At 64.2% G+C, this 12,698-nt stretch carries 7 protein-coding genes and 3 rRNA genes; 8 read left to right on the top strand and 2 right to left on the bottom strand.

Translation table 11 applies throughout. The annotated features are described in order from the left end of the window. Nucleotides 1-246 precede the first annotated feature (246 nt). The 3 genes from DMP23_RS27950 (at nucleotide 247) to rrf (ending at nucleotide 5,363) form a co-directional block, all read left to right on the top strand. Nucleotides 247-1,766 (top strand): 16S ribosomal RNA (locus DMP23_RS27950). A gap of 276 nt (nucleotides 1,767-2,042) precedes the next feature. Then, nucleotides 2,043-5,162 (top strand): 23S ribosomal RNA (locus tag DMP23_RS27945). A gap of 84 nt (nucleotides 5,163-5,246) precedes the next feature. Beyond that, nucleotides 5,247-5,363: ribosomal RNA gene (rrf, locus tag DMP23_RS27940) — 5S ribosomal RNA — on the top strand. Together the 16S, 23S and 5S rRNA genes form the textbook arrangement of a ribosomal RNA operon. A gap of 127 nt (nucleotides 5,364-5,490) precedes the next feature. Here rrf and DMP23_RS27935 read toward each other — a convergent pair. Beyond that, the gene (locus tag DMP23_RS27935) at nucleotides 5,491-5,928 is read right to left on the bottom strand and encodes an Lrp/AsnC family transcriptional regulator (protein ID WP_337823023.1); all 438 of its coding nucleotides are present in this window, start codon (nucleotides 5,926-5,928) and stop codon (nucleotides 5,491-5,493) included. Nucleotides 5,929-6,052: 124 nt separating this feature from the next. Between DMP23_RS27935 and DMP23_RS27930 the strand changes: the two genes are divergently transcribed. The 5 genes from DMP23_RS27930 (at nucleotide 6,053) to DMP23_RS27910 (ending at nucleotide 11,885) form a co-directional block, all read left to right on the top strand. Continuing rightward, nucleotides 6,053-6,469, top strand: coding sequence for a rhodanese-like domain-containing protein (locus tag DMP23_RS27930; protein ID WP_337823022.1), 417 nt, complete (start codon nucleotides 6,053-6,055; stop codon nucleotides 6,467-6,469). Continuing rightward, nucleotides 6,466-7,215, top strand: a complete 750-nt coding sequence (locus tag DMP23_RS27925) for a type 1 glutamine amidotransferase (protein ID WP_337823021.1) — start codon at nucleotides 6,466-6,468, stop codon at nucleotides 7,213-7,215. The genes DMP23_RS27930 and DMP23_RS27925 overlap by 4 nt, the downstream gene beginning before the upstream one ends. A 94-nt stretch (nucleotides 7,216-7,309) precedes the next feature. Then, nucleotides 7,310-8,440, top strand: coding sequence for an inorganic phosphate transporter (locus tag DMP23_RS27920; RefSeq protein ID WP_037818247.1), 1,131 nt, complete (start codon nucleotides 7,310-7,312; stop codon nucleotides 8,438-8,440). 30 nt (nucleotides 8,441-8,470) lie between these two features. Further along, complete coding sequence (locus tag DMP23_RS27915) at nucleotides 8,471-11,446, top strand: bifunctional [glutamine synthetase] adenylyltransferase/[glutamine synthetase]-adenylyl-L-tyrosine phosphorylase (protein ID WP_337823020.1); 2,976 nt, start codon at nucleotides 8,471-8,473, stop codon at nucleotides 11,444-11,446. Nucleotides 11,447-11,456: 10 nt separating this feature from the next. Next, on the top strand, nucleotides 11,457-11,885 hold the full coding sequence (locus DMP23_RS27910) for an acyl-CoA thioesterase (protein WP_337823019.1): 429 nt from the start codon (nucleotides 11,457-11,459) through the stop codon (nucleotides 11,883-11,885). A 191-nt stretch (nucleotides 11,886-12,076) separates the two neighbouring features. Here the strand turns inward: DMP23_RS27910 and DMP23_RS27905 are convergent, their stop codons facing one another. Next, the gene (locus tag DMP23_RS27905; protein ID WP_134669753.1) at nucleotides 12,077-12,628 is read right to left on the bottom strand and encodes a TetR/AcrR family transcriptional regulator; all 552 of its coding nucleotides are present in this window, start codon (nucleotides 12,626-12,628) and stop codon (nucleotides 12,077-12,079) included. Nucleotides 12,629-12,698: the final 70 nt, after the last annotated feature.

The following is a 12,698-nucleotide window of genomic DNA, read 5'->3' as shown; positions in this document are numbered from 1 at the left end:
AGCGTCGGCCCACGAGCGGCCGCCGACTCCCTACGACTAGCCTTGTAGGTACCGGCATGCTCGACCAAAAGCTTGAAATAACGCATCGAGCTTGGCCTGGTTGATTCCGGGGCTGGTTCGGGGTGTGTTGCTTGAGAACTCAACAGTGTGCTAGTGAACTAAGCCAGTAGAGCTTATATGAAACCCCCTCGTCGGGGTTTCCTTTGAGAAATGATTGAGAAGTAGTCTCGATCGAACTTGAAGACATTGTTGGAGAGTTTGATCCTGGCTCAGGACGAACGCTGGCGGCGTGCTTAACACATGCAAGTCGAACGCTGAACCGGTTTCGGCCGGGGATGAGTGGCGAACGGGTGAGTAACACGTGGGTAATCTGCCCTGTACTCTGGGATAAGCCTGGGAAACTGGGTCTAATACCGGATATGACCTTTCACCGCATGGTGGGGGGTGGAAAGTTCCGGCGGTATGGGATGAACCCGCGGCCTATCAGCTTGTTGGTGGGGTAATGGCCTACCAAGGCGACGACGGGTAGCCGGCCTGAGAGGGTGACCGGCCACACTGGGACTGAGACACGGCCCAGACTCCTACGGGAGGCAGCAGTGGGGAATATTGCACAATGGGCGCAAGCCTGATGCAGCGACGCCGCGTGAGGGATGACGGCCTTCGGGTTGTAAACCTCTTTCGCCAGGGACGAAGCGCAAGTGACGGTACCTGGATAAGAAGCACCGGCTAACTACGTGCCAGCAGCCGCGGTAATACGTAGGGTGCGAGCGTTGTCCGGAATTATTGGGCGTAAAGAGCTCGTAGGCGGTTTGTCGCGTCGGCTGTGAAATCTGGAGGCTTAACCTTCAGCGTGCAGTCGATACGGGCAGACTTGAGTTCGGCAGGGGAGATTGGAATTCCTGGTGTAGCGGTGAAATGCGCAGATATCAGGAGGAACACCGGTGGCGAAGGCGGGTCTCTGGGCCGATACTGACGCTGAGGAGCGAAAGCGTGGGGAGCGAACAGGATTAGATACCCTGGTAGTCCACGCTGTAAACGTTGGGCGCTAGGTGTGGGCGACATTCCACGTTGTCCGTGCCGTAGCTAACGCATTAAGCGCCCCGCCTGGGGAGTACGGCCGCAAGGCTAAAACTCAAAGGAATTGACGGGGGCCCGCACAAGCGGCGGAGCATGTGGATTAATTCGATGCAACGCGAAGAACCTTACCTGGGCTTGACATGCGCCAGACATCCCCAGAGATGGGGCTTCCCTTGTGGTTGGTGTACAGGTGGTGCATGGCTGTCGTCAGCTCGTGTCGTGAGATGTTGGGTTAAGTCCCGCAACGAGCGCAACCCTTATCCTACGTTGCCAGCGCGTCATGGCGGGGACTCGTGGGAGACTGCCGGGGTCAACTCGGAGGAAGGTGGGGATGACGTCAAGTCATCATGCCCCTTATGTCCAGGGCTTCACACATGCTACAATGGCTGGTACAGAGGGCTGCGATACCGCGAGGTGGAGCGAATCCCTTAAAGCCGGTCTCAGTTCGGATCGCAGTCTGCAACTCGACTGCGTGAAGTCGGAGTCGCTAGTAATCGCAGATCAGCAACGCTGCGGTGAATACGTTCCCGGGCCTTGTACACACCGCCCGTCACGTCATGAAAGTCGGTAACACCCGAAGCCCATGGCCCAACCCGCAAGGGAGGGAGTGGTCGAAGGTGGGACTGGCGATTGGGACGAAGTCGTAACAAGGTAGCCGTACCGGAAGGTGCGGCTGGATCACCTCCTTTCTAAGGAGCACAACACATCCCGGCCACGGTCGGGAGTGGGCACGGTCTAACACCCGCGTGTGGTGTTGCCGGGCTTGCTCAAGGAATTGTGGAACTACTGGTTATCGCCGGCGACGGTGGATGATGTTCCTGCTCAGTACTGCGGCTTGCCGTGTGGAACGGGGGAGCGGAGTCCGGGTGGTCGGGTGTTCACTGCACGCTGTTGGGTCCTGAGGCAACACACGTTGTTTCTGGTGTGGTGTTTGAGAACTGTAGAGTGGATGCGAGCATCTTTGTGGTCAAGTTGTTAAGGGCACATGGTGGATGTCTTGGCTTCAGGAGCCGATGAAGGACGTGGGAGGCTGCGATATGCCTCGGGGAGCTGTCAACCGAGCTGTGATCCGAGGATTTCCGAATGGGGAAACCCAGCACCAGTGATGTGGTGTTACCCGCCGGTGAATATATAGCCGGTGCGGAGGGAACGCGGGGAAGTGAAACATCTCAGTACCCGCAGGAAGAGAAAACAAAAGTGATTCCGTGAGTAGTGGCGAGCGAAAGCGGAAGAGGCTAAACCGTTTGCATGTCAAGCTGTCAGGCGTTGTGCAGGCGGTGTTGTGGGACCCAGCGTCGAGGATCTGACAGTCCTCGGAATGTGCGCGCGTGTTAGTGGAACCGCTTGGGATGGCGGACCGGAGTGGGTGAGAGTCCCGTACGCGAAAACATGTTGCGTGTGTTTGTTTGGTGTTCCCGAGTAGCAGCGAGCTCGTGGAATTTGCTGTGAATCTGCCGGGACCACCCGGTAAGCCTAAATACTTCCTGAAGACCGATAGCGGACGAGTACCGTGAGGGAAAGATGAAAAGTACCCCGGGAGGGGAGTGAAAGAGTACCTGAAACCGTGTGCCTACAAGCCGTCAGAGCGTTTCGACGTGATGGCGTGCCTTTTGAAGAATGAGCCTGCGAGTTAGTGCTGCGTGGCGAGGTTAACCCGGGTGGGGTAGCCGTAGCGAAAGCGAGTCTGAATAGGGCGAAATAGTCGCGTGGTCTAGACCCGAAGCGGAGTGATCTACCCATGGCCAGGGTGAAGCGACGGTAAGACGTCGTGGAGGCCCGAACCCACTTAGGTTGAAAACTGAGGGGATGAGCTGTGGGTAGGGGTGAAAGGCCAATCAAACTCCGTGATAGCTGGTTCTCCCCGAAATGCATTTAGGTGCAGCGTCGCGTGTTTCTTGCCGGGGGTAGAGCTACTGGATGGTCTAGGGGCCTTACCGGGTTACCGAAATCAACCAAACTCCGAATACCGGTTAGTGAGAGCGCGGCAGTGAGACGGCGGGGGATAAGCTTCGTCGTCGAGAGGGAAACAGCCCAGAACACCAGCTAAGGCCCCTAAGTGTGTGCTCAGTGGGAAAGGATGTGGGATTGCCCAGACAACCAGGAGGTTGGCTTAGAAGCAGCCACCCTTGAAAGAGTGCGTAATAGCTCACTGGTCAAGTGGTCCTGCGCCGACAATGTAGCGGGGCTTAAGCACACCGCCGAAGCTGTGTCATTCACACAATACATCCGCAAGAGCTTTCGGGTTCTTGTGCAGTGGTGTGGATGGGTAGGGGAGCGTCCTGCATCCAGGGAAGCGGCCGCGGAAGCGAGTCGTGGAGGGTGCGGGAGTGAGAATGCAGGCATGAGTAGCGAATGCAGAGTGAGAAACTCTGCCGCCGGATGACCAAGGGTTCCTGGGCCAGGCTAATCCGCCCAGGGTAAGTCGGGACCTAAGGCGAGGCCGACAGGCGTAGTCGATGGACAACGGGTTGATATTCCCGTACCCGAGCATGTGCGCCCATGGCGAGGCGGTTGACACTAACCACCCGAAGCCGCGGTTGAAGTCTTCGGACGGAGGCCGTGTGTGGAGCGTGGGACCTGATTCCGTAGTAGTCAAGCGATGGGGTGACGCAGGAAGGTAGCTCCGCCAGGCGATGGTTGTCCTGGTGTAAGCGTGTAGGCCGTCATGTAGGCAAATCCGCATGGCATATAGGCTGAGACGTGATGCGTAGCCGTTTGAGGCGAAGTGGGTGATCCTATGCTGTCGAGAAAAGCCTCTAGTGAGTGCATGCACGGCCCGTACCCCAAACCAACACAGGTGGTCAGGTAGAGAATACCAAGGCGATCGGGTGAACTGTGGTTAAGGAACTCGGCAAAATGCCCCCGTAACTTCGGGAGAAGGGGGGCCAAGCACTGTGATACCCCTTGCGGGTGGAGCGGTGGTTGGCCGCAGAGACCAGCGGAAAGCGACTGTTTACTAAAAACACAGGTCCATGCGAAGTCGCAAGACGATGTATATGGACTGACGCCTGCCCGGTGCTGGAACGTTAAGAGGACCGGTTAACTCCTTTCGGGGGGTGAAGCTGAGAATTTAAGCGCCAGTAAACGGCGGTGGTAACTATAACCATCCTAAGGTAGCGAAATTCCTTGTCGGGTAAGTTCCGACCTGCACGAATGGCGTAACGACTTTCCGGCTGTCTCGACCACAGGCCCGGCGAAATTGCATTACGAGTAAAGATGCTCGTTACGCGCGGCAGGACGGAAAGACCCCGGGACCTTTACTATAGTTTGGTATTGGTTTTCGGTTCGGCTTGTGTAGGATAGGTGGGAGACTGTGAAGCGCTCACGCTAGTGGGTGTGGAGTCGTTGTTGAAATACCACTCTGGTCGGATTGGGAATCTGAACCTCGGACCATGATCTGGTTCAGGGACAGTGCCTGATGGGTAGTTTAACTGGGGCGGTTGCCTCCTAAAGGGTAACGGAGGCGCCCAAAGGTTCCCTCAGCCTGGTTGGCAATCAGGTGTCGAGTGCAAGTGCACAAGGGAGCTTGACTGTGAGACAGACATGTCGAGCAGGGACGAAAGTCGGGACTAGTGATCCGGCACCTCCTGGTGGAAGGGGTGTCGCTCAACGGATAAAAGGTACCCCGGGGATAACAGGCTGATCTTGCCCAAGAGTCCATATCGACGGCATGGTTTGGCACCTCGATGTCGGCTCGTCGCATCCTGGGGCCGGAGTAGGTCCCAAGGGTTGGGCTGTTCGCCCATTAAAGCGGCACGCGAGCTGGGTTTAGAACGTCGTGAGACAGTTCGGTCCCTATCCGCCGCGCGCGCAGGATACTTGAGGAAGGCTGTCCCTAGTACGAGAGGACCGGGACGGACGGACCTCTGGTGTGCCAGTTGTCACGCCAGTGGCATGGCTGGTTGGCTATGTTCGGAAGGGATAACCGCTGAAGGCATCTAAGCGGGAAGCCTGTTCCAAGATGAGGTATCCCACCCCATGTGGGTTAAGGCCCCCAAGAGACGATTGGGTTGATAGGCCAGAAATGGAAGCACAGTAATGTGTTGTCGAGTTGACTGGTACTAATAGGCCGAGGACTTGCCCACGAAGATGTTACGCATCCACTCTACGGTTCTGAAACACCACACCGGTCGCCCCTCGAGGGGTGGGTGTGTGTTGTTTCGGAGTGTTTCGGTGGTTTTAGCGTCAGGGAAACGCCCGGTCCCATTCCGAACCCGGAAGCTAAGCCTGACTGCGCCGATGGTACTGCAACCGAAGGGTTGTGGGAGAGTAGGACACCGCCGAACTTAACCTGACAGTCTGGGCCCCGGTCGAGAACCCGAAATGGGTTTTCCCGGGGCCCAGACTCATTTTCACGGACAAGTACGAGGCCCGGAACCCCACACGGGGAACCGGGCCTTCGTCATGTCCGGGTCACAGCGGCAGCCCGCGGCCTCGGACGGGCGACGAGAACACCAGCGAGGTCGTCGTCTCGCCGTAGCGCTGGGCCTGTTCCACAAAACGCTCCAGCTCGGCCGTCGTGCGGCAGTGCACGCGGAGCTGCCAGCATTCGTCACCGGTGACGTGATCGGCGTCCGTGATCTCCGGCAGCGGAAGGATCGTCTCGCGGAAGCGCGGGCCGTCCAGGCTCCGGACGCGAACTCGGACGATCGCCTGGATCGGGCGGCCCAGTTTCTCCGGATCGACGCGTGCCGCGTAGCCGGTGATCACCCCGTGCTGTTCCAGCCGGCGCACTCGTTCCGTCACGGCGGGGGCGGACAGCGAGACCCGGCGGCCGAGTTCCGAGAACGTCAGGCGGCCGTCGGACTGGAGCAGCTTCAGCAGGTGCCGGTCAACGTCGTCCAGGTCCATCGCGGCACCCTCTCAGAAACTCAAGGCCAACTGCCGTCCAGACCCGGAAAACCCTGGTGAGGACGGCGGAACACCTGGATCTTCCCCTGTCCCGGACCAGGACCGGAACGGGAGGATCATCAGTGTGAAACCGCGCATCCTCTCCCTTCCCCGCGAAGCCGCCAACGCCGTCGAGTACTTCGGGCGTGAGCGCGCCTTCGAGGTCGACCCGGTCGACCTCGCCCAGGACCTCGCCGACGGACGCACCGATGGTTACGTCCTCGTCGAAACCCGCAGCCCGGGCGCGTACGCCGAAGCTCATCTGCCGGGCGCGATCTGCTTGCCGTACCGGGAAATGACCGAGGAAAGCACCCGTGACCTCGACCGGAACCTCGTCTACGTCTGCTACTGCGAGAGCATCTACTGCAACGCCGCCACCCAGGGCGCGTACCGGCTCGCGCAGCTCGGCTTCACCGTGAAACGGCTCTCCGGCGGCATCACGACCTGGCTCGCCCACGGCTATCCGACGGAGGCCGTACAGCCCGTACCCTGGACGCCGTGACTCGTCTGCTCATCATCCAGCCCGACGCCAGCGATCCCATCGGCCCGCTCGGGGAGTGGCTCACCGAGGCCGGCGCGGAACTCGACGTGCGGCTGCCGCCGGAGCAGGAGTTGCCCTCGAGCCTCGACGGGTACGACGGGTTGATCTGTCTCGGCGGCGGCATGGGCGCGCTCGACGACGCGAAGCACCCCTGGCTCGCCGACGTCCGGAAGCTGCTCGCCACCGCGGCGGGGCATGCCTTGCCGACGCTCGGGATCTGTCTCGGTTCGCAGCTGCTCGCCGTCGCGACCGGCGGGCAGGTCGCGAAGGGCGAGTCCGGTCCCGAGGTCGGGCCGGGGCTCGTTTCCAAGAAGGACGCCGCGTGGGTCGATCCGCTCTTCGCGGACATGCCCTTCCTCCCAGACGTCCTGCAGTTCCACGGTGACGTCATCACCGTCCTGCCGCAGAGCGCCGAGCTGCTCGCGTCCACTCCGAAGTACCCGCACCAGGCGTACCGGATGAACCGTTGTGTCTACGGTGTCCAGTTCCACATCGAGACCACGCCGGACGTCGTCCGCGCCTGGGCCGAGGCGGCACCGGAAATGGCGGAACTCACCCGTCCGGGCGCGCTGGAGGAGGAGAGCCTGATCTCAGCGCACGCGGACATCGCCGAGACGTGGCGTCCGTTCGCGCGCCGGTTCGTCCAGTTGGCCGCCGGGAAGCTGGAGGCGGCTCCGGAAAGTCAACGCCAGTTGCCGCTGGCTTAACGGATGACGTCGGAATCACTTACGGCGAGTTAACGGTTCACCCAAACGGTCAGGTACCTTGCGAGAGGTATTTCCGTAGGGTTCGGAGGTCGGGGTGGACCCCTCGCTGCTCGTTGTCGTCGTGATCTGCACGGCGCTGGTTTTCGATTTCACCAACGGCTTCCACGACACGGCGAACGCGATGGCGACCTCGATCGCCACCGGAGCACTCCGGCCCCGCGTCGCCGTCGCGATCTCCGCGGTGCTGAACCTGGCCGGCGCGTTCCTGTCGGTCGAGGTCGCGAAAACGATTTCCAGCGGTCTCGTCGACGAGACGAGGATCGGGCCCGCCATCGTGTTCGGCGGGCTCATCGGGGCGATCGTCTGGAACCTCTTCACCTGGTACGTCGGCCTGCCTTCGAGTTCGTCGCACGCGCTGTTCGGCGGCTTGATCGGCGCGACCTGGGTGTCCGCGGGCGCGGACTCCGTCCACTTCGGCAAGATCGTGGACAAGGTGCTCGTCCCGGCCGCGGCGTCGCCGATCATCGCGGGCGTGGCGGCGGCCGCGGTCACGTACTTCGTCTACCGGTTCCTGGTGCGCAAGCGCGGCGGCCGGGGTTTCCGGGTCGGACAGATCGTCTCCGCGTCGCTGGTCTCGCTCGCGCACGGCACCAACGACGCGCAGAAAACCATGGGTGTCATCACCCTGACCCTCGTAGCGGCCGGCAGTCTCCCCGCCGGGTCCGCGCCGCCCGTCTGGGTGATCATCAGTGCGGCGTCCGCGCTCGCGCTCGGCACCTACCTCGGCGGCTGGCGCATCACCCACACCCTCGGCAAGGGCCTCACCGACATCGAAGGCCCGCAGGGCTTTTCCGCGCAGACCAGCAGCGCAGTCGTGATCCTGCTGTCCTCGCACCTCGGTTTCCCGCTGTCGACCACGCACGTCTGCTCGGGCGGCATCATCGGCTCCGGTGTGGGCCGTCGTGAGGCTCCGGTGCGCTGGCGGATGGCGGGCCGGATGGTGCTCGCGTGGCTGTTCACGCTGCCCGCGGCGGCGATCGTCGGCGCGGCGGCGGGCAAGATCGCCTCGCTCGGCGAGGCCGGGACGATCGCGGTCGGCGTCGCCGGGATTCTCTTCGCGGCCGGGATCTACCTCCTTTCCCGGCGCAAACCCGTCACCGCACACAGCTTCCAGGTCCCCGAACCCTCCGCTGTCGACACCGAACCGGACCGCCTGGCTGCCTGAACCGCCCCGGGTCCGGCTACGGTGTGAGCGATGGCAGAGCGCGCGCGGACCACAGCTTCGGCGGCCAGGTACGGCTTCACTGACACCCGGGCCGACGGTCAACTGCGCGCCGCGGGCTGGTGGACCGAAGGCGGACCCGCCGACGGCGCCACCGACGTCCTCCTCGCTCTCTCCCGTGCCGCGGATCCGGATCTCGCGCTGGCCGGGCTCGACCGCATTCGCGAGGCCGACGAACCCGGCTGGTCTGAGCTGGACAGAACGCTCCGCGAGAACCGCACGTTCCGCGGTCGGCTACTGGGCGTGCTCGGCACCTCCACCGCGTTGGCGGATTTCCTCGTCGCCAATCCGGGGGAGTGGCGGTGTCTCGCGGACAACCGGTGCACCGACCCGGCGAAGTTCGCGGAGCGGCTGCTCGAGCGGGTCCGGCAGGACGACGGGACGTACCTCACCGGGACCGCCGCCGAATCCGAGCTGCGGGCCGGTTACCGCGGGCTGCTGCTCGGCATCGCCGCGGCTGACCTCGGCCACCTCGTCGAACCCGGGCTGGAACATCCGGAGTTCCGCGATGTAGCCAGCGAGCTGACCACTCTCGCCGAGGCTTCGTTGCAGGCCGGGCTCGTCGTCGCCGAGCAGGAGGTCGGCGCGTCCGCCGAAGGCACGCTCGCGGTGATCGCGATGGGCAAGACCGGCGGCCGCGAGCTGAACTACGTGAGCGACGTCGACGTCATCTTCGTCGGGGCCGGCGACCTCGGCGTCGCGACCCGGCTGGCCAGCACGATGATGCGGCTGGTCGGCAACGCGTGCTTCGAGGTCGACGCGGCGTTGCGGCCGGAAGGCAAGAGCGGGGCCCTGGTGCGCACGCTCGAAGGGCACACCGCGTACTACCAGAAGTGGGCGAAGACCTGGGAGTTCCAGGCTTTGCTGAAGGCGCGTCCGGTGGCGGGCGACGCCGAACTGGGACGCCAGTACGCGGAGATGGTCGCGCCGATGGTGTGGTCGGCCGCGGACCGCGAGAACTTCGTGACCGAGGTCCAGCAGATGCGCCGGCGGGTGGAGGACCACGTCGCGTCGGAGCATCTCGAACGCGAGCTGAAGCTGGGCCGCGGCGGATTGCGCGACGTCGAGTTCGCCGTGCAGCTGCTGCAGCTCGTGCACGGCCGGGTCGATCCCGCGCTGCGTTCTTCGTCCACTTTGGACGCATTGGCCGCGCTGGGCGACGGCGGGTACGTCGGCCGCGCGGACGCGGCGGAGATGAGCTCGTCGTACGAGTTCCTGCGCACCGTCGAGCACCGGCTGCAGTTGCGCCGGTTGCGGCGGACGCACCTGTTCCCGGCCGCGTCGGACACCGATGAGCTGCGGATTCTCGCGCGTGCCTGCGGGATTCGGCCGGTGCGCGGACGCAGTCAGGGCGAGGCGTTGCTCGCCGAGTTCCGCCGGCACGCGCAGGGGATTCGGCGGCTGCACGAGAAGGTCTTCTACCGTCCGCTGCTGCAGTCGGTGGCGAATGTGCCGACGGAAGCGTTGCGGCTCACCACGAAACAGGCTGCGAGCCGGCTCGCAGCGCTCGGGTATGCCGCGCCGGAAGGGGCGTTGCAGCACATCAAGGCGTTGACCGCCGGGGTGTCGCGGCGCGCGGCGATTCAGCAGGCGCTGCTTCCGGTGTTGCTCGATTGCCTCGCTGACACGCCGGATCCGGACGGTGGGCTGCTCTCGTATCGCAAGGTGTCCGAGGCGCTTCAGGACACGCCGTGGTACCTGCGGGTGCTGCGTGACGAGGGCACGGTCGTCGAGCGGCTCGCTTTCCTGCTCGGCACATCGAACCTGGTTCCGGACCTGCTCGTCCGCGCGCCGGAAGTGCTGCAGCTGCTGGGAGATCCGGCTCGGTTGACCGGACGTACGCCAGCCGAAGTGGCGACGTCGCTTCGGGCCGCCGTACGTCGTCAGCCTGGGCTGCGCGCGGCGGTCACCGCTGCTCGGTCGCTGCGTCGGCATGAGCTGCTTCGCGTCGCGTGCGCGGATTTGTTGGGACTGCTGGATGTTCCGTCGGTCTGCGAAGCGCTGTCGAGCGTGTGGGTCGCGGTGTTGCAGGGAGCGCTGTCGGCGGCTTATCGGCAACGGCAGGCTGAGCTGGGGCGTACTCCGGCGACGATCGCGGTCATCGGCATGGGACGGCTCGGCGGGGCGGAACTGGGCTACGGCTCGGACGCCGACGTCCTCTTCGTCTGCGAGCCCGCGGAAGGCGTTCCGGACGCCGAAGCGCTGCGGTTCGCCTCGTCGGTCGCGGAGACGGTGCGGAAGATCCTCGGCGCGCCGAGCGCGGACCCGGCGCTGGTCGTCGACGCGGATCTCCGGCCGGAAGGACGCAGCGGGCCGCTCGTGCGGACCCTGGAGTCGTACCGCGCGTACTACCAGCGCTGGGGCGAGGTGTGGGAATCGCAGGCGTTGCTGCGGGCCCGGTTCGTCGCCGGGGACGAGGAGCTCGGCCAGCGGTTCATCGAGATGATCGACCCGTTGCGCTATCCGGAAGGCGGGCTCGACCCGACGGACGCGCGCGAGATCCGGCGGATCAAGGCGCGGGTGGAGACCGAACGGCTCCCGCGTGGCGCCGACCCGACCCGGCACACCAAACTCGGCCGCGGCGGTCTCGCCGACGTCGAGTGGACCGTCCAGCTTCTGCAGTTGCAGCACGCGCACGAGGTGCCTGGCCTGCGGACGACGTCGACCCTCGACGCGCTGACCGCCTTGGCCGAAGCGGGCCTCGCGTCGGCCGAGGCGGTGGACTCGTTGCGCGAGGCCTGGCTGCTGGCCACGCGCGTGCGCAACGCGACGATGCTGGTGCGCGGCAAGGCAGCGGACGAGGTGCCCGGCACCGGCCGCGACCTGGCCGCGGTGGCGCGCGTGTTCGGCTACTCGGTGGACGACGACCCCGGCGAGTTCCTCGACGCCTACCGCCGTGTGACGCGGCACGCGCACGCCGTGGTCGAGGAACTCTTCTACGACAACTAGCCTGGACCTCGTGACCGACCGCGAACCGTTCCGCACCCGGATCAAGGTGCGCCACTACGAACTCGACACGCTGGGCCACCTGAACCACGCCGTCTACCACTCGTACGGCGAGGTTTCGCGGCTGGAAGTCTTCGAGGCGGCAGGCGGCAACACCCTGCACGAATCGCATCTCGCGCCGGTGCTGCTCGAATCGAACATCGTGTACCGGCGGGAACTGCGCGCCGGCGACGTGGTGGACGTGACCTGCGACGCCTCGTTCGGCGACGGCAAGGTGTTCTGGATGGCCTCGCGGATCGTCAAGCTGGACGGGACGCTGTCGGCCGAGATCAAGTGCACGCTGGGGCTGATGGATCTGGAGAAGCGCAAGCTGGTGCCGGATCCGCGGGGGCATTTCGAGCGGGCCGGGGTCGATCTGAAGGTGCTGTCCACTTCGGAGTGATCGCGCCTGGCCCAGACTTTCGAGACCGCTGGCGTGGGAGCGGCGCTCGGGCCACTCGCCGCCCTGATCGGCAATGAATCCGGCCGACCGCGAGGCCGATGCCCCGGAATTCGTGGTGACGGTCCGACGGCATACCCGAAAGCCAGCGCGAGGACCGTCGTCGAAACCCTCACCGCGGCTTGATGCCGGGGTCAGTCCAGCCGCATCCCGTGCCACACCAGGTCCACCACCCCTTCCGTCTCGGCTTTCCAATCTCCTTCCGGGGTAAGGAAAAACAGCCCGCCGAGACCGCGCATCAGGGTTTCCGTCTTCAGGTCCGGGCGGATCGTGCCTGCCTCCGCGTTCGCCTCGCGCAGGGTGTCGAGCGCGTCGAGCATCCGCGCGTACGCCTGCGTCGGCAGTTCGCTCTGCGACGCGCGCAACGCGTTGGCCAGCCCGCGTTTCGTCATCATGTAGTGCGCCAGGTGGTCCACGATCCAGACGCGCAGCGCCTGATCGGGGGAATACTCGGCGAGCAATTCGGGCACGATCTCGACGAGCTGGTTCACCTCGCGTTCGTAGACGGCCAGCACCAGCGACTCCGGCGTGGGGAAGTGCCGGTACACCGTGCCGACGCCGACGCCCGCCTCCTTGGCGACCGCGTTGAACGACACTTCTCCTGCCCGGCTCACGGTTTCCGCCGCGACCGCGAGGATCCGTTCGTGGTTGCGCCGGGTGTCCGCCCGCCGCGGGCTCACCGGCATCGCGCCTCCCGGGGTGCTTCGCTTGCCTGACCTGGAGCTGCTCCAGCGTCACCTGGAGTAGCTCCACTTC

This window comes from Amycolatopsis sp. A1MSW2902 (assembly GCF_017312175.1).
GTDB classification, from domain to species: Bacteria; Actinomycetota; Actinomycetes; order Mycobacteriales; family Pseudonocardiaceae; genus Amycolatopsis; species Amycolatopsis nivea.
Note: the sequence above shows the minus strand (reverse complement) of the source record. Positions and strands in the feature narration are given on the sequence as shown.